General features: G+C 68.3%; 17 protein-coding genes. 7 read left to right on the top strand and 10 right to left on the bottom strand.

Features of this window, described 5'->3' with window-relative positions; genetic code table 11:
- The first annotated feature begins 49 nt into the window (after positions 1 to 49).
- A complete protein-coding gene (locus ABZS29_RS34740) occupies positions 50 to 1,729 on the top strand; it encodes a DUF2207 domain-containing protein (protein WP_355468628.1) in 1,680 nt (559 codons plus the stop codon).
- Between the two features lie 3 nt (positions 1,730 to 1,732).
- Here the strand turns inward: ABZS29_RS34740 and ABZS29_RS34735 are convergent, their stop codons facing one another.
- From ABZS29_RS34735 to ABZS29_RS34720, 4 genes are all read right to left on the bottom strand, one after another.
- Positions 1,733 to 3,022 (bottom strand): peptidase C39 family protein, encoded by a 1,290-nt coding sequence (locus ABZS29_RS34735; protein WP_355468626.1) that lies wholly within the window; start codon positions 3,020 to 3,022, stop codon positions 1,733 to 1,735.
- 76 nt (positions 3,023 to 3,098) lie between these two features.
- On the bottom strand, positions 3,099 to 3,656 hold the full coding sequence (locus tag ABZS29_RS34730; RefSeq protein WP_355468624.1) for a GNAT family protein: 558 nt from the start codon (positions 3,654 to 3,656) through the stop codon (positions 3,099 to 3,101).
- A 30-nt stretch (positions 3,657 to 3,686) separates the two neighbouring features.
- Positions 3,687 to 4,316 carry a lysozyme gene (locus tag ABZS29_RS34725; protein WP_355468987.1) on the bottom strand — a complete coding sequence of 210 codons (630 nt, stop codon included), beginning with the start codon at positions 4,314 to 4,316 and terminating at the stop codon, positions 3,687 to 3,689.
- Positions 4,317 to 4,613: 297 nt separating this feature from the next.
- Positions 4,614 to 5,807 carry a neutral zinc metallopeptidase gene (locus ABZS29_RS34720; RefSeq protein WP_355468622.1) on the bottom strand — a complete coding sequence of 398 codons (1,194 nt, stop codon included), beginning with the start codon at positions 5,805 to 5,807 and terminating at the stop codon, positions 4,614 to 4,616.
- 67 nt (positions 5,808 to 5,874) lie between these two features.
- Between ABZS29_RS34720 and cysS the strand changes: the two genes are divergently transcribed.
- From cysS to ABZS29_RS34700, 4 genes are read left to right on the top strand one after another with little or no spacing between them, the layout of a single operon-like run.
- Entirely contained in the window at positions 5,875 to 7,308 is a 1,434-nt protein-coding gene (gene cysS, locus ABZS29_RS34715) for a cysteine--tRNA ligase (RefSeq protein ID WP_355468620.1), read from the top strand.
- Position 7,309: 1 nt separating this feature from the next.
- Positions 7,310 to 8,269, top strand: a complete 960-nt coding sequence (gene rlmB, locus ABZS29_RS34710; RefSeq protein WP_355468618.1) for a 23S rRNA (guanosine(2251)-2'-O)-methyltransferase RlmB — start codon at positions 7,310 to 7,312, stop codon at positions 8,267 to 8,269.
- A gap of 46 nt (positions 8,270 to 8,315) precedes the next feature.
- Complete coding sequence (locus tag ABZS29_RS34705) at positions 8,316 to 8,597, top strand: type II toxin-antitoxin system prevent-host-death family antitoxin (protein ID WP_355468616.1); 282 nt, start codon at positions 8,316 to 8,318, stop codon at positions 8,595 to 8,597.
- Positions 8,594 to 8,998 (top strand): type II toxin-antitoxin system VapC family toxin, encoded by a 405-nt coding sequence (locus ABZS29_RS34700; protein WP_355468614.1) that lies wholly within the window; start codon positions 8,594 to 8,596, stop codon positions 8,996 to 8,998. The genes ABZS29_RS34705 and ABZS29_RS34700 overlap by 4 nt, the downstream gene beginning before the upstream one ends.
- A gap of 247 nt (positions 8,999 to 9,245) precedes the next feature.
- Here ABZS29_RS34700 and ABZS29_RS34695 read toward each other — a convergent pair whose 3' ends face one another.
- The 3 genes from ABZS29_RS34695 to ABZS29_RS34685 all read right to left on the bottom strand — a co-directional run bounded on the left by ABZS29_RS34695 (position 9,246) and on the right by ABZS29_RS34685 (position 11,856).
- Positions 9,246 to 10,121: a S1 family peptidase gene (locus tag ABZS29_RS34695; protein ID WP_355468612.1), complete on the bottom strand. Its 876-nt coding sequence runs from the start codon at positions 10,119 to 10,121 to the stop codon at positions 9,246 to 9,248.
- 143 nt (positions 10,122 to 10,264) lie between these two features.
- Entirely contained in the window at positions 10,265 to 11,155 is an 891-nt protein-coding gene (locus ABZS29_RS34690) for a S1 family peptidase (protein ID WP_355468610.1), read from the bottom strand.
- Positions 11,156 to 11,271: 116 nt separating this feature from the next.
- Positions 11,272 to 11,856 carry a TetR/AcrR family transcriptional regulator gene (locus tag ABZS29_RS34685; RefSeq protein WP_355468608.1) on the bottom strand — a complete coding sequence of 195 codons (585 nt, stop codon included), beginning with the start codon at positions 11,854 to 11,856 and terminating at the stop codon, positions 11,272 to 11,274.
- Between the two features lie 85 nt (positions 11,857 to 11,941).
- Between ABZS29_RS34685 and ABZS29_RS34680 the strand changes: the two genes are divergently transcribed.
- Both ABZS29_RS34680 and ABZS29_RS34675 read left to right on the top strand, forming a co-directional pair.
- The gene (locus ABZS29_RS34680) at positions 11,942 to 13,090 is read left to right on the top strand and encodes an acyl-CoA dehydrogenase family protein (protein ID WP_355468606.1); all 1,149 of its coding nucleotides are present in this window, start codon (positions 11,942 to 11,944) and stop codon (positions 13,088 to 13,090) included.
- The gene (locus ABZS29_RS34675; RefSeq protein WP_355468604.1) at positions 13,090 to 13,857 is read left to right on the top strand and encodes an SDR family NAD(P)-dependent oxidoreductase; all 768 of its coding nucleotides are present in this window, start codon (positions 13,090 to 13,092) and stop codon (positions 13,855 to 13,857) included. Before ABZS29_RS34680 ends, ABZS29_RS34675 begins: the two co-directional genes overlap by 1 nt.
- On the opposite strand, the gene ABZS29_RS34670 is transcribed toward ABZS29_RS34675, so the two are convergent.
- The 3 genes from ABZS29_RS34670 to ABZS29_RS34660 are packed head-to-tail and all read right to left on the bottom strand — an operon-like array spanning position 13,854 to position 16,602.
- Positions 13,854 to 14,813: a hypothetical protein gene (locus tag ABZS29_RS34670; RefSeq protein ID WP_355468602.1), complete on the bottom strand. Its 960-nt coding sequence runs from the start codon at positions 14,811 to 14,813 to the stop codon at positions 13,854 to 13,856. The two genes, ABZS29_RS34675 and ABZS29_RS34670, sit on opposite strands and share 4 nt — an antisense overlap.
- Positions 14,813 to 15,301: a SigE family RNA polymerase sigma factor gene (locus ABZS29_RS34665; RefSeq protein WP_355468600.1), complete on the bottom strand. Its 489-nt coding sequence runs from the start codon at positions 15,299 to 15,301 to the stop codon at positions 14,813 to 14,815. Before ABZS29_RS34665 ends, ABZS29_RS34670 begins: the two co-directional genes overlap by 1 nt.
- A gap of 56 nt (positions 15,302 to 15,357) precedes the next feature.
- The gene (locus ABZS29_RS34660) at positions 15,358 to 16,602 is read right to left on the bottom strand and encodes a DUF4032 domain-containing protein (RefSeq protein WP_355468598.1); all 1,245 of its coding nucleotides are present in this window, start codon (positions 16,600 to 16,602) and stop codon (positions 15,358 to 15,360) included.
- Between the last annotated feature and the right edge of the window lie 6 nt (positions 16,603 to 16,608).

Raw genomic sequence — 16,608 nt, 5'->3', positions numbered from 1 at the left:
GTATGGTGCCCGAGTCAACCTGACCCTCTGATTACGGTGTGATTGGTCGATGCGTCTACGTCTGCTCGGGACTTCTCTGTGTGCTCTCGGTCTTGCCGCCCTGACCGGCGTCCCGGCCGGCGCGACAACCACCCATTCGACGGCTGATCCGGTCGTGACCAGTTACTCGGCCCAGGTGCGGGTCGAGGAGGACGGTCTGCTCCGGGTCGCGGAGACCTGGAAGCTGAGCAACGTCACCGGCACCTTCAGCCGGTTCCTGCTCACCCGGCGGCACCTGGCCGACGACATCGACCACGTGCAGCAGGTCAACAACCTGTCGGTCAAGGCCGGCGGTACGGAGAAGAAGACCGAGCAGAAGGTCGAGGGCGACGTCACCTCGATCGCCGTCGGCGACCTGAGCGGTGACACCCAGCTGGACGTGAGCTACACGGTCAAGGGCGCGGTCGCCAAGACGCTGAACGGCACCGAGGTGCAGTTCGCGCCGCTGAGCGGCATCAACCTGACCATCCAGTCGGTGCACGTCGAGTACAGCACTCCCGAGACCAGTCACATCGCCTGTTTCGTCGGCGCGATCGACAGCAACACCCCGTGCACGCTGGCACAGCTGGCCGAGGTGGCCGGCCCGACGTTCGAGCAGACGAGTCTGCCGCCGGGCAACACGGTTCGGATGACGGTCGGTTTCCCTGAGGGCGAGATCGCTGCCAACTCGATCGTCGAGTACCGCAAGACGTTCTCGCGGGCCTTCTCCACCGACACCGCCCAGCTGCTGACCGCGGTCGGGCTGCTGGTCCTGGGTGCGCTCGCGCTGTTGCTGCTCTACCGGTTCCGCGGCCGCGACGAGGTCGACCCGCGCCGCGTCGTACCGGCGTCGCTGTTCAGCCTCGGGCAGGACGCCAAGATCAACTTCACGCCGCCGTCGGACCTGCGGCCCGGTGAGGTCGGCACGCTGATCGACGAGCGGATCGACCCGGTGGACGTGACCGCGTCCATCATCGACCTGGCCGTCCGCGGCCACCTCACGATCATCGAGCTCGAGCACCGCAGCGAGTACGCCCGCCCGGACTGGGAGCTGCGCCGAGTGGCGAACGCGCCGGCCGAGGAGCTGCAGCGCTACGAGAACGTGCTGATCCGCGCGGTCTTCGGTGACTCCGACACGGTGCTCGTCTCCGAGCTCGGCCGCCAGGTGCGCGCCAACCTCGCCCAGGTGCAGGACGCCCTGTACGACGGTGTCGTCAAGCGCGGGTGGTTCAACGAGCGCCCGGACCGGACTCGCTCGTTGTGGGCGACGATCGGGATCGGCACCACGGTGGCCGGCGTCGTACTGACTGTCCTGCTCGCGGTGCTGAGCAGCTGGGGCCTGGTCGGTCTGGCGGTCATCGCGGTCGGTGTCGGACTGCTGTTCATGGGTCGGCACATGCCGGCCAAGGCGCCGGCTGCCGGCCGGGTCCTCGGTCAGATCGCAGCGATCCGCGGCGAGCTCGCCGAGATGGACGTCAGCGAACTGCCGGCCGACCAGCACGCCGAGCTCTGCTCCCGGGCCCTGCCGTACGCGGTGGTGCTGGGTGGCTCGGAGCGCTGGATCGACGCGCTGGTCGCGACCGACGACGACGCCGACGAGGACGAAGGTTTCGCCTGGTACCGCGGCCCCCGTGGCTGGCACCTGCAGAACCTGCCGGACTCGCTGCGCAACCTCACCACCAACCTCACCGGCGCCCTGTTCGCCCGCTGAGCCTTACCAGTTGGCCTGTGGCTCGTGCGGCGGGAGCGGCGTACCGGCGGGGTGGATGACGTAGACCAGTCCGCCGGAGTGCGGCACCCACGCGTTCTCGAAGGCTTCCCGGTCGTACGTCGTCCGCACCTGGTCGTTGCTTGCGATCAGGTGCGACGCCGGGTCGTTGACGACCACGTCGCCGTTCGGGGCGAAGCCGACGATCACCATCAGGTGGCCGTTGGTTCCGTAGCCGGCGCCAGGCAGATCGCCCTTCTTGAACGACAGTGAGGCGACCAGCGGGATCCCGGCCTTGATGAACTGCTCGGCCTCGGTCAACGACCGCAGTCGGGTGACGAACGCGTCCAGGCCGCGGCTTCCGGCGTACGCGGTGTTGAACGGCCAGTTCCCGGCGCCGTCGTACGCGTAGTCGAAGACGTGCCGGGCCGAGTGGTCGACCTGCGGATCGGCATCGGCCGGGTCCACCCAGCTGGTCTCCGCCGCCGTCGGACCGGCGCCGTAGTAGTCGAGGACCATCGCCGTCGAGGTCGCCGAGCACCAGGCCTCACCGCCGTTGTCCCACTGCGGGTAGTGGCCGATATGCGTTTCCTGCGAGTACGTCGGCACATCCAGTACGACGCCCTCCGCGCCACCAAGGGGGCTCACGGCAACCTTCTTGTCGGCGGGCAGGCGCGACGAGACCGCACCGACCGAGCGGACCAGCGGTGCCTGCGAGGAACCGGTCAGCCGATAGAGCGTCACCTTGAGCTGCCAGCGGTCCACCCAGCGGTCCTTGGCCGCGACGAACGTGTCGACGGCGACCCGGCCGTCGGTGTCGCCCTGACTCGGAACCGAGGTGCGATGGATGTCGCCGGCCGCTGTGTCGTCACCGCCGGTCCAGCGGCCGAGCACGTACCACTTGGTGGTCGTGCCGAGGTTCGTCTTGCCGGACATCGACACCTCGACCCAGGTCCCAGGCGGCGTCGTCGCGTTCCAGGAGGCGATCAGCTCGGTCGCCCCGAAGCCGGTGCTGACCGGCGGCGACACCCAGCTCGCCTGGTCGTAGCTCTTGGCGCTCCCGTCGCCGAACGGATCGACGTACGCCGTACTGCCGGTCGCCTGGCCGAACGTCAGCGAACCGTCGGTGACAGTGGTGCCGGAGTGCGCACCGGCGAGGAAGTCGGCGTCCGACGTCCACGTGTGGAAAGCGATCTGTCGCAGTGGGGCTACCTTCACGGCCTCGCTCGGCAGCACGGCCGAGCTCAGCACGACCACACCGGCGATCAGGGCGGCGAGGGGGCGAATGGCGGTCATCTTCCGACGGTAGACCCGCGCGATTCGGCTGTCGCGGTGAACGCGTGCCGCGGGCCCGAGTTTCTCCGTTAATTAATTACGAACGCTTGATCCACTCGTCACGGAGCATCGCGAAGACGGCCTCGTCGGTCCACTCGCCCTTGAGGAACTCGTTCTGCCGGAAGAGCGCCTCCTGGCGCATCCCCAGCCGCTTCAGGAGCTTGGCCGAGCCGGTGTTGGCGGCGTCCAGGCGGCCGATGATCCGGTGCATCTCGAGCTCCTCGAAGCCGAGTCGCAGCAGCTCGATCGCGGCCTCGGCCGCGAACCCCCGGCCGTGGAACTCCGGGTGGAAGACGAAGCCGATCTCCCCGCCCTGGTGGTCGAAGCTCTCCACGAACAACGTCACCTCGCCGACGTGCTGGCCGGTCTCCCGCTGGATCACGGCGACCGTGAGCGCTTGGTCCGGGCCGTCCATCGGGACATCGGCCAGCCGGCTGGCGAGGGTTTCCTTGACCTGCTCCGGAGTCTTCGGGTCGTACAGCAGGAACCGGGTGACGTCCGGGTTGGACTGCAGCTTCAGCAGGTCGTCGTAGTCGGATTCAACATAGCGGCGCAGAGTGAGACGGTCGGTCTCGATCGGCAACGTGTAGGTCACCAATCGAGGCTATGAGACCGTGCAACCCGTTTATCCGTTGGCGAGTGCGGTCAGGCGGGACATGTCGCCGTTGAAGCGGTCCTGGTCGATCGGCGACGAGCTGTACTGCCAGATGGTGTAGAACGGCCAGCCGCCGGGCAGTGTGCCGGGTGCTGACGCGTAGCGGGCCACCCAGAGCGGGCTGGTCGAGTTGAAGGCCGTGCTGTTGCCGGTGCAGCGGCTCCACCAGTCCAGGTTGGTGTAGATGACCGGGTCGCGGCCGGTGCGGCTCTTGTAGGTGTTCACGAAGTCCCGGATCCAGCTCACCATCGCGGACTGACTCAGTCCGTAGCAGGTGGCGCCGTACGGGTTGTACTCGATGTCGAGTGCGCCGGGTAGCGTCTTGCCGTCACGCGACCAGCCGCCGCCGTGTGACAGGAAGTACGACGCCTGGTTCGCGCCACTGGAGTCGTTCGGGGTGGCGAAGTGGTACGCGCCGCGGATCATGCCGATGTTGTACGACCCGTTGTACTGCTGGGCGAAGTACGGATTGACGTAGTAGTTGCCTTCGGTCGCCTTCACGTAGGCGAACCGCTTGCCGGCGGACCACTGGGCCGACCAGTTGACGTTGCCCTGGTGTCCGGAGACGTCGATGCCTTCGACCGAGGCGGTCGGCGTCATCGCGGCGGGGGCGGCGGTGCTGGTGGTCGTGTTCTGCAACCAGCCGGCGTAGGCGTCGCCGGCGCGGTCGATACCGTGCTGACGGGCCTGCGGGGTGGGCTGGTGTGCTGCGGTGCTGGTGGCTTGGGCGGAGCCGATCGAGGCCAGGAGCAGGCCAAGAGTGACGGCGGCACCCGTGAGGACGGACTTCTTCACGGTGAACCTCCACAGAGCGATGGGGGCGGACAGAGCGCTCGGCAGAGGTTTACCCGGAAGTCGTAAGAATCAACCTTTTCGGATTGAGATCACCGTGAGTATTTACCGGACGTACTGCGGCCCGGCGGTGTAGGTGTTGCACTGGGCCAGGTTCCGGGAGTTGTAGCCGCGCTCGGCCCAGTACGGCTGGATGGCCTTGCTGCCGTGGTCGCGAACGGTGTCGTACTCGTCACCGGAGTTGTGGCTGAGGTAGATCAGCTCTCTGCGGACCCCGCTGGTGATCAGGGTCCGGCGGTTCGAGCCCATGAAGACGTTGCCGAAACAGGTGGCCTGGATCTCCTTGCGGCGGCTCATCTCGAGCGCCTTGTCGCCGCTGCGCTCGTACTGGATCCGGCGCGAGGCGCTGAGGATGCCGGTGATGGCCTGGAGGTGGTGGCCGAACTCGTGGGCGGTCGTGTCGATCATGTCCGCGCGCACCCAGTTGCGGGCGATCGTGTCGTTGGGGTACTTCCGCCAGTACTCCACGTCGGACTGGGCATCCATGTAGATCTGGTGGTTGGACGCGCAGTAGAACGACCGCCGGACCGTGGTGCCGCACGGGCTGTACCCGGAGCCCCAGTAGGCCTCCATCCGCACACCCTGCCACTGGTAGCCGGCCGCGCGGACCTGAGCCGGCCAGGCCCTGTTCAGGCAGGCCATGATCCCGGAGTAGTACTTGCGGGCGCCGGCCTGGTTGTTAGGCCGGTCCTTCGGCTCGCGGCAGTTGACGCTCTTCTGGATACCCGTCGAGTAGAACTTGTTCCGCGCGGTCAGGTCGACGTCCGACGGCTGCGGGGCCGAGGTCTTCGTCGGCGTCGGCTGGGTCGGCCGCGCCTGCGTCGGCTGCGTCGCCGTCGGGCGGGTGCCGGTCGGGTAGTACGTCGGCTCGGTGCTGGGCGAGTACGACGCGGTGTACGTCGGCGACGGGCTGGAGTAGTTGTTGCGCTCCTGCTTGGCGTGCAGCGCGAACAGGTAGAGCGCCATCACCCCGGCGAACAGCAGGACCAGCGGAGCGATGATGAACGGCGCCTTGCTGCGCTTCTTCTTCGGCGGCGGATAGCCGTTGCCGCCGAACCCGAAGCCCGGTCCGCCCGGCGGCGGCCCGTACTGGGGCGGGCCGTACTGCGGCGGCGGTCCCTGCGGAGGCGGTCCCTGCGGCGGTCCCCAGTACTGCTGCTGCGGCGGGCCGTACTGCGGGGGCGGTCCCGGCGGGCCGCCGTACTGCTGTGGCGGGGGGCCGTACTGCTGGTTCGACAAGGGTCCTCCTGAGGGGTGCTACGGACATCTTGTCAAGGAGAAGTGCCATTTCCCGTACTCTTGACCGGTGACACTTCGCTTGTACGACACCGCGACGGCAACAGTGAGGGATTTCGTACCGGTCCATCCGGGCAAGGTCGGGATCTACCACTGTGGGCTGACGGTGCAGGGTGCCCCGCATGTCGGGCACATCTACAAGGAGGTCGTCTTCGACGTCCTGCGGCGCTGGTTCGAGCGCTCGGGCTACCAGGTCACGGTGATCGCCAACGTGACCGACATCGACGACAAGATCCTGGCCAAGTCGGCCGAGCGCGACGTCGAGTGGTGGGCGCACGCCTACGAGTTCGAGCGGGAGCTGCACTGGGCCTACGACGTCCTCGGCTGCCGCCCGCCGACGTACGAGCCGCGCGCCACCGGGCACATCCCGGAGATGCTGGAGATGATCGACCAGCTGATCGAGGCCGGCCACGCGTACGTCGCTCCGGACGGATCCGGTGACGTCTACTTCGACGTGAAGTCCTGGCCGGCGTACGGCGCCCTGTCGCACCAGAAGATCGCCGACATGGAGGCCGCTGAGGACGCGGACCCGCGCGGCAAGCGCGACCCCCGCGACTTCGCGCTCTGGAAGGGCTACACCGAGGGCACGCCGCGGACGGCCTCCTGGCCGACCCCGTGGGGCCGCGGCCGCCCGGGCTGGCACCTGGAGTGCTCGGCGATGGCCGGGAAGTACCTCGGCGAGGAGTTCGACATCCACGGCGGCGGGCTGGACCTGCGCTTCCCGCACCACGAGAACGAGCTGGCCCAGTCGACCGCGGTCGGGCAGAAGTTCGCCCGGACCTGGATGCACAACGCGCTCGTCACCACGGCCGGCGAGAAGATGTCGAAGTCGATGGGCAACAGCGCCGTCGTCCGGAACGTGGTCGAGCGGGTGCGCCCGATCGAGCTGCGCTACTACCTCGTGCAGTCGCACTACCGGTCGGTGGTCGAGTTCTCCTTCGAGGCGCTCGACGAGGCCGCGAAGAGCTTCCAGCGCGTCGACGGGTTCGTCGCCCGCGCCACCGAGGTGACCGGCGGGGTCGCGCCCGCTAGTGAGTTGCCGGCCGAGTTCGTCGCCGCGATGGATGACGACCTGGGGACGCCGGCGGCGGTCGCCGTACTGCACAACACCGTCCGCGACGGGAACAAGCTGGTCGCCGACGGCGACTCGCCCGCGTTGCGGGAAGCACTGGCGGCGGTCCGCGGCATGCTCGGCGTGCTCGGACTCGATCCGCTGGCCGAGCCGTGGGCGTCCCGCGCCGCGGCCGGAGACGAGCTCACCGAGGTCGTCGACGGGCTGGTGAAGGCGCTGCTGGAGCAGCGCCAGGCCGCTCGTGCACGCAAGGACTACGCCGCGTCGGACGCGATCCGCGACCGGCTGAAGGCGCTCGGCGTCGTCGTCGAGGACACACCCCAGGGGTCGCGCTGGACACTCGCGGCGCCGACCACGATCGAAGGAAACTGACGTGCCAGGCAGTAGCCAGCGCAAGGGCGCCATCCGGAAGAAGCGCGGAAACCCGACGGCCGGGTCCGGCGGACGGATCCGCCGTGGCCTCGAGGGCAAGGGCCCGACGCCGAAGGCGGTCGACCGCACCAAGCACCCGGCCCACAAGCGGGCCAAGGCCAAGGAGCGCGCCGAAGAGCGCGAGACCCGTCGCCGCGCGCCCCGCAAGGACATCGACTCGGTCGTCGAGTGGGTCTACGGCCGCAATCCGGTCGTCGAGGCGTTGCGCGCCGGCGTACCGGCTGCTGCTCTGCACATGGCCGAAGGCACCGAGCGCGACGCGCGGCTGCGCGAAGCCCTCCTGATCGCCGCCCAGCACGGCATGCCCGTGCTCGAGGTCCCGCGCCAGGAGCTCGACCGCGTCACCGCCGGCGGCGCCCACCAAGGCGTCGCGCTGCAGATCCCGCCGTACGAGTACGCACACCCCGACGACCTCCTCGACCGCGCCTACAACGCGCACGAGGTCCCCCTGATCGTCGCCCTCGACGGCGTCACCGACCCCCGCAACCTCGGTGCCATCACCCGCTCCGCCGCCGCCTTCGGCGCCCACGGCGTACTGGTCCCCGAGCGCCGCTCCGCCTCGGTCTCCGCCTCCGCCTGGAAAACCTCCGCCGGCGCCGCCGCCCGCATCCCGGTAGCCCGCGCCACCAACCTCAACCGAGCCCTCAAGTCCTACAAGGACGCCGGCCTCCTCGTCATCGGCCTCGACATGGGCGGCGAAGTAGAACTCCCCGCCCTCGAAGCCGCCACCGAGCCGATCGTCCTCGTCGTAGGCTCCGAAGGCAAAGGCCTCGCCCGCCTCGTCCGCGAGAACTGCGACCTCATCGTCTCCATCCCGATGACATCGGCCACCGAATCCCTCAACGCCGGCATCGCCACCGGCGTAGCCCTCTACGAAATCTCCCGCCGCCGCGCGGTCTGAGGACTGCACACTTGATGTAACTACCTGATGTAGTTACATTGGTGGAATGAATACGATCGGGCTGCGGGAGCTCAACCAGAACCCGTCGAAGGCGGTGGCTCGTGTGCGGGCCGGCGAGACCATCGTGGTGACCGACCGCGGCAAGCCGGTGCTGCGGTTGGTTCCGGAGGTTGATCGGCAGAACACGCTGCAGCGGCTGGTCGAGTCCGGTGAGGTCACGCCGCCGGCGGAGCTCGGTATGCCCGATCTGATGCTCGAGTTGGCGCCGAACGTCGCGAGCTTGTCCGATCTGTTGATCGAGGAGCGCGATCGGGAGCGGCGCAGGTGATCTACCTCGACGCCTGTGCGTTGCTGAAGTTCATCAAGCCGGAGCCGGAGTCTGCTGCCCTGCGTCGCTGGCGAGAGGAATTGCCCGAAGGTGAGGAGCTAGTCACCAGCGAGCTCGCCGAGCTCGAGATCAGCCGCACGTTGCTCCGGGCGGAGGTCGACCATCAGCAGGTCCCGTTCTTCACCGGGCAGGCAATTCGTGGCTTCTATCTGGTCGATCTGACCAGCACCGTGCTCCGCCGCGCCATGGCCTACCGGACTCCACGCCTCGGTTCGCTCGATGCGGTCCACCTGGCGAGCGCCGAGCCTTTCCGTGAGGACCTCTCAGAGTTCGTCACCTACGACCGTGAACTCGCCAGAGCCGCCACCGAGCTGGGCTTCCCGGTCACGGCTCCCGACTGAGCAACTTGACTCTATGCCCACAAAAGTGGGCATATGCCCGAAAAACCGGGCAATCGCGGGCCTGCTAATTGCGTTCTTCCATCACGTCGCTGCGACCGGACCAGTTGTTGTTTAGGGCAACCGACGGTCAGGTGAGCGCTCACCTGACCGTCAGCCTGCCTGCTTTTATCTAAAATGTTTTGTTTTCTCTTTTAACTGTATTTTGTTTTTGCTCTTCTGTTCTTCCCTTTGTTTCCCGTTGTTCGGCTCAGTAGACGTTGACGCCGTAGCGGGAGAGGACCTCGGTGACGGGCTGGAAGAACGTGGTGCCGCCGGAGGAGCAGTTGCCGGAACCGCCGGAGGTGAGGCCGAGGGCTACGGTGCCGGCGAAGAGGGCGCCGCCGGAGTCGCCGCCTTCGGCGCAGACGTTGGTGCGGATCAGGCCGGTGACGGTGCCTTCGGCGTAGTTGACCGTGGCGTTGGTGGCGGTGACGGAGCCGGAGTGGACGCCGGTGGTGCTGCCGGAGCGCCGGACGGACTGGCCGACGGTGGCGTTACCCGCCGAGGTGATGTCCTGGCTCGAACCGTTGTAGAGGTCCACGGTGCCGGGGTGGTTGGTGTACGACGTGCTGTACTTGACGATCGCGTAGTCGTTGCCGGGGAAGCTGGAGCCGGTGACGGTTCCGAGCAGCGTGGTCTTGGACGAGTTCGCGTACCAGCTGGACGCGATGTTGCCGCAGTGGCCTGCGGTGATGAAGTAGTAGGCGCCGGCGCTGTTGCGGACGTTGAAGCCGAGCGAGCAGCGGTACTGCCCGCCGTAGATGGCGTCGCCGCCGGCGATGTACTTGGTGAGTTTGCCGGGGATCTTCTCCAGCGTGACCGCGGAGCCGAAGCGGCTGGTGACGCGGGTCAGAGCGGACAGCTTCGACGCGGTCACGGTGTCGTCGTACGACACGATGATCCGGCCGTCGGGGTTGGTCTGCCAGGCGGTGCCCGGGATCCGGGCCTCGGAGTTCAGTGCCGAGGTGATGGCAGCGGGCGACGGTACGGCGGGTGCGGCCGAGGCGGGCCCGGTGGCGAGCAGTCCGGCGGCGGCGAGCCCGGCGGCTGCCAGGATGGCGGTGGTACGGCGAGAAACGTTCACGGTTTCAGCCTCCTCACGATGAGGACGCGCTCGGGGCGGGTGCGTCCTTGACTTCAACCGTGAGCACACCTACCCGCGAAGACCGCTGAGTATTCAGGCAAATCCGGAGCGTGAGGGTTTTCCCGCACGCTCCGGCGGAAAACTCAGTACACGACCACTCCGTACGCCGCGAGCGCCTCGGTGACCGGCTGGAAGTACGTCACGCCACCCGGCGTCTTGCAGTCACCGGTCCCACCCGACGTGAGGCCGTAAGCGCTGCGCCCGCTGAACAGCGGACCACCGGAGTCGCCCGGCTCGGCGCAGACGCTGGTCCGGATCAGTCCGGTGATCCGTCCGTCGCCGTAGTTGACGGTCGCGTTCAGCCCGCGCACGCGACCGCTGTGCAGCCCGCTCGTCACCCCGGCCCGGTACACATAGGTCCCGAATGCCGGCGTCGTCGCCCGCGTGATGTCCTGCGACTTCCCGTTGTACAGGTACACGCTGCCGCCCGGCTTCTTGATGCCCACCGGGTAGTTGATCAGCGCGTAGTCGTTGCCCGGGTAGCTGGAGTGCTGCCGGGTCCCGATCTTCACCTGGTGCTCAGGGTCGGCGTACCAGGTCGAGGCGATGTTGCCGCAGTGCCCGGCGGTCAGGAACGAGTAGCGGCCCTTGCGGTACACATTGAAGCCGACCGAGCACTTGTACTCGCCGCCGTACGTACCTTCACCGCCGGTGACGTACTTCTGCAGCTTGCCCGGCAGCTTCTCGAGTACGACGCCGTCCCCGAGACGGCGCGTCTTCGCGGTGAGCTCGGCGAGCTTGTCGCCGGTCACCGTGGAGTCGTAGGACACCAGTACGGTGCCGTTGGGTTCGGTCTGCCAGGCCGTGCCCGGCGTGGTCACGTCGCGCGCAAGCGCCGACGAGATGGCGGCCGCGGACAGCCGAGGCGGCTTGACAGGCTCGACCGGATCGGCCTGGGCGGCAGGGAGGGAGGTGACGACGAGTGCAGCAGCGGCGAGAGTCGCTGCACCGCGGCGGATGGTCGAAGATCTCATGCGGAACAACCTCCCATGGTGACGGGATCACCAAGTGGTCGTGGCAGCTACCGGACGTCAAACGCTGGACTGAGGGTAACTTAGCGTGCGCCCCAGTAGCTGTTGGTCACCGCGGCTCAGTCCAGGCGCAGAGAGTGCAGCACGAAGGACGCCAGTTCGCGGTACGCCTCGGCGTCGTTCAGGCCGGTACGGCGGGCGATGTCGCCGCGCTGGATCGCCTGCATGGTGTGCGCGATCATCTCGGCGGCGAACGCGATGTCGACCTGCCGGAAGGTCTTGCTGTTGATGCCGTCCTCGATCAGCGTCCGGACCCGGTCGGCCGCGATCCGGGTGTTCCGCTCGTAGACCGAGCGGGCCGGCGCGAAGGTCGCTACGTCGTCGAGGAAGGTCCGGCTGGCCGGCCGGAGCGCGTCGGCGACGGCGTTCAGGTACGCCGCGATCCGGCGGTCGTGCCGGGTCTGCCGGGCGACCGCGGCCTCGACCTGGGCGGTGGCGTTCTTGAAGTAGTGCTTGACCACCTCGACCGCGAGTTGCTCCTTGCTCGGCGCCAGCGCGTACAGCGTGGTTTTGCTGCAGCGCAGCTCGGCGGCCAGATCGTCGAGGGTGAACCGGCTGAAGCCCTGCTCGAGGAACAGGGACAGGAGGCGGTCGAGCAGCTCGCTCTGCCTGCGGGTGCGGCGACCAGGCACGACTGTCGTCATAACAAGACAGCATAGAACGATACTGAAGTATGGCCGCCAGTATCATTCCTGGTATCATTTCGGCAGACCCGGGGAGGGGTGCCTGATGGCTGTCGACCGCCTGCTGCCGACCGAAGAATCCACTGACCTGCTCGCGCTGGTCCGGGACCTGTGCGAGCACGAGCTGGCGCCGTTCGCGGCCAAGGCCGAGGAGGCCGAGTCGTTCCCGCGGGACGCGTTCCGCACGCTCGGCAAGGCCGGCCTGCTCGGCCTCGCCTACCCGGAGCAGTACGGCGGCGCCGAGCAGCCCTACGAGGTCTACCTGCAGATGCTGGAGGAGATCGCCGCCGCCTGGATGTCGGTCGGCGTCGGCGTCTCCGTGCACACCATGGCCAGCTACGCGCTCGCCACCTTCGGCACCGAGGAGCAGCGCGCCCGCCTGCTGCCCGACATGGTCGGCGGCGAACTGCTGGGCGCCTACGCGCTCTCCGAGCCGCAGGCCGGTTCCGATATCAGCGGGATGACCACGAAGGCCGTCCGCGACGGCGACTTCTACGTGCTCACCGGCACCAAGTCGTGGATCACCCACGGTTCGCACGCCGACTTCTACACGACCTTCGCGCGGACCTCGGCCGACCCGAAGCGCGGGATCTCCGCCTTCCACGTGCCGGCTCCATCCGAAGGCCTGAGCTTCGGCGCGCCCGAGCGCAAGATGGGCCTGACCGGTTCGACGACCACGCTGGTGAACTTCGACCAGGTCCGGATCCCGGCCGCGAACCTGATCGGCGCCGAGGGTGACGGCATGCGGATCGCCCTGTCCGCGCTGGACTCCGGCCGGCTCGGCATCGCCGCGACGGCGGTCGGGCTGGCTCAGGCCGCGCTCGACGTCGCCGCGTCGTACGCGAAAGAGCGGCAGCAGTTCGGGCACGCGATCGCCGACTTCCAGGGCGTTCAGTTCCTGCTGGCCGACATGGCGGCCGCGGTCGAGACCGGCCGCGCGACGTACCTGCAGGCCGCCCGCCGCCGCGACCTCGGCCGCAACTTCACCCAGCAGGCCGCGATCGCCAAGCTGGTCTGCACCGACGCCGCGATGAAGGTCACGACCGACGCCGTCCAGGTCCTCGGCGGCTACGGTTACACGCGGGAGTTCCCCGCCGAGCGCTACATGCGCGAGGCCAAGGTGACCCAGATCTTCGAAGGAACCAACCAGATCCAGCGGCTCGTGATCAGCCGCGACTTGCTCAGGAGCGTGTGATGAAGTTTGGTCCGTCCGATGTCGCCCTCGTCACCGGTGGTGGTTCCGGCCTCGGCGAGGCGACCGTACGCCGGTTGGCCGCGGACGGGCTCGGCGTCGTCATCGTCGACCTCCCGTCGTCGCCCGGCAAAGCCGTCGCGGACGAGCTCGGTGACCGAGTCGTCTTCGCACCCGCCGACGTCACCGACGAAGCCGCCGTCACGGCCGCCCTCGACGCAGCCGCCGCCCTCGGCGACCTGCGCGTCGTCGTCACCTGCGCCGGTATCGCTACCCCGGGTCGCGTCGTCGGCCGCCAAGGACCGTTGCCCTTGGCAACCTTCCGGCAGGTGATCGAGGTCAACCTGATCGGCACCTTCAACGTCCTCCGGCTGGCCGCCGAGCGCATGATCGCCCTCGACCCGAGCGACGACGGCGACCGCGGCGTCGTCGTGATGACCGCCTCCATCGCCGCGTACGACGGTCAGGTCGGCCAAGCGGCGTACGCAGCCAGCAAGGGCGGCATCGTCGGCCTGACGCTGACCGCGGCGAGAGACCTTGCCGACAAGGGCATCCGCGTCGTTACCGTTGCCCCCGGCACCATGGAAACCCCCATGCTCGCCGGCCTCCCCGAAGAGACCCGCGAGGTCCTCGAGAAGCAGGTCCCGCACCCCTCCCGCCTTGGCCGACCGTCCGAGTACGCCGCGCTGGTTGCCCACATCCTCGACAACCAGCTCCTCAACGGCGAGGTCATCAGGCTGGACGGCGCCCTCCGCATGCCCCCGCGCTAACGCTGCGGCGGGGTGATTGGTCCGACTCCGTCGTACAAGGCGCTCGGGTCATGCGGGCCATGAGGCCCTGTCTGTAGCGCGATGACGCTGGGCAGTTCGTGGTACACGCAGGTGTGGTGCCGTGCGCGGACCGTCCAGCTCTTCGTGCCGGCGTGCAGCGTGACCACGTAGGTCCGGACGCTGTCGCTGCAGCCGGCGAGCGGTGTCGGAACGGGCCGGCTGAGATCTGTCGTCAGCGACCGGCCGAGTTGTGCGGCCCGCCGCGGTGGCAAGTGCGATCCCGCGACCAGCTTCCCGTCGAAGTACTCGCAGACCTCCGCGCCGTCGGCCTCCTCGGTGCGGAAGGCTGTGGCCTGCATGATGTCGGTCGGCGTGCAGCCGTAGGCATCGGTGCGGGTGATCGGCCGAGCCGTATCGATGATCTCGCGCCGGAGTTCCTCGCTCGGCGCCAGCACGCTCACCTTCGTGCCGCCGACGAGCCGGGTCTCCTCCGACCAGCCGCCGTCGTACTGCTTGATTCCGGGCGCCTGCGCGTCGCCGAACCAGACGTACGGCTGCCGATCCTTCAACGGAAAGACGGCGAACTCGCAGGTGTACCGGTCGCGAGGCTGCCAGTCGTACCAGCGGCCGATCGCCGGGCTTCCCCAGGTGCCGCAGGGCGCTGGACCGGCGACGTACTGATCCCAGCTCTCCGGCACCTGCACCTGCGCGGTCTTGTACGACTCCCACCGCCACCCCGGCTTGGTCTGCGCCACCTCCGGCTCCGTCCGCAGCGTGTGGTTCGCCGTGAAGGCAGTCGCGACCACCGCAGCGACCAGTACGACGGCGCCCGCGGCCCGACCCGTACGGCGGCGCCGCAAGCGACCGTGGACCGTCGACAGCAGCGCGTGATCGGAGGGGGCGTCCGCGGCATGCCGGGCGAGGCTGTCCGCGATCTTCTGTTCGTTGACGTCCATCAGCGCTTGACCTCCTCGGTCACGGTGGCGCGCAACGTGGCCAGCGCGCGGTGGATCTGGGACCGCACGGTTGCCGGCGAACACTCGAGGATGACCGCGATGTCCCCATCAGGCAGGTCTTCGTAGTACCGCAGCACCACGGCCGCGCGTTGCTTGGTCGGCAGCGTCGCGCACAACGCCCACACCGCATCAGCATCGGCATGAGCAGCCGCATGATCAGGTGCGTCCCCAACGATCGGCGAGTCCGTCACCGTCTCCCGCCGGAAGAACTTCCGCCAGCGTGAGATGTCCGCGTTCACGATCGAGCGCCGTACGTAGGCCTCCGGATCGCCGTCCCGCGTGATCCGCTTCCAGCGCGGGTACGCCGAGATCAGCGCCTCCTGCACCGCCTCTTCGGCGCGACTGTGGTCCCGCGTGACCAGGTACGCGAAGCGCAGCAACGCCGCACCCCGCTGCGCCACCCAGTCGTCGAACTCAGGCCTCTCCATCCGGCACCTCCCACCCGACTGCACGCAGCCCAGGTCCCGGATGTTGCACGGCTAGGTCAGTCGAGATCCGGATCGAGCGTGCTGCCAGGCAGCGGCGCCGGGGGCAGGGCGAGTTTCTCGTCGGGCTTGGCGCTCAGGACGTTCTCGACGTACGAGCGGGCGGCTTCCATGGTGTCGACCTCGTGGCCGGCCTGCTCGGAGAGGAACCAGCGGTGTTCGAGGACCTCGTGGAAGACCTCGGCGGGTTCGAGTTTGCGCTTGAGGTCGCGGGGGACCGAGCGGACGACGGGCTCGAAGACCTCGCTCAGCCACTGGTGGGCGACGATCTCTTCGTCCTCGTTCTGCTGGTCGGTGGCGGCGGCGTACGAGTCGAGGTCGTTGAGCAGGCGGCGGGCCTGGTTCTCCTCGACGTCGAGGCCGGTGAGGCGGATCAGGCGGCGGGAGTGGTGGCCGGCGTCCACGACCTTGGGCTGGATCCGGACCTGGCTGCCGTCCCAGTCGGTGATGATGTCGATCTCGGCGACGTCGAAGCCGAGCTCGTTGAGCCGCCGGATCCGCGAGTCGAGGCGGTGCATCTCGTCGGTGGCGAACTCCTCGGGGGCGGTGAGTTCGCTCCAGAGTGCCTCGTACCGGTCCTGGATCGACTGGACGATCTCCTGCGGGTCGAGCGACTCGTCGAGCAGACCGCCGGCCTCCAGATCGGACAGCTCGCCGAACAGGTTGATTTCGGCGGTGTAGAGGTCGTGGGCTCGCTGGCCGCTGGAGATCTCCTGGTGCAGCTCGCCGGTCTCGGCATCCACCAGGTACGCCGCGAACGCGCCCGCGTCGCGCCGGAACAACGTGTTGGACAGCGAGCAGTCGCCCCAGAAGAAGCCGAGGAGGTGCATCCGGACGATCAATGCCACCAGTGCGTCGATCAGCCGGTTCACCGTGTCCGGACGCAGCGTGCTGGAGAACAGCGCGCGGTACGGGAGCGAGAACTGCAGGTGCTTGGTGATCAGGATCGAGTCGATCGGCTCACCGTTGCGGTCGATGCGGTCGGTGATGACGCCGACCGGCTCGACCGAGGGGGACTCGAGGCGCTCCAGGTCGCGGAGCAGCCGGTACTCGTGCAGCGCGAGGTGCTCGAGCACCTCCTTGATCGCGTAGACCGTGCCGTTGACCCGGACGAACCGGACCACGTGTCGCGAGATACCGCGGGGCAGCGCGACCAACTGGTCCTCGGGCCACTCCTCCAGCGGGATGTCCCACGGGAGCGACAACAGGCCGGTGTCCGGACGGGTAGCGACGAAGCGAGGCACGGCCAC

It is taken from the genome of Kribbella sp. NPDC005582 (genome assembly GCF_040605415.1).
Taxonomy (GTDB): domain Bacteria; phylum Actinomycetota; class Actinomycetes; order Propionibacteriales; family Kribbellaceae; genus Kribbella.
This window is presented reverse-complemented; position numbering and strand designations above follow the sequence as displayed.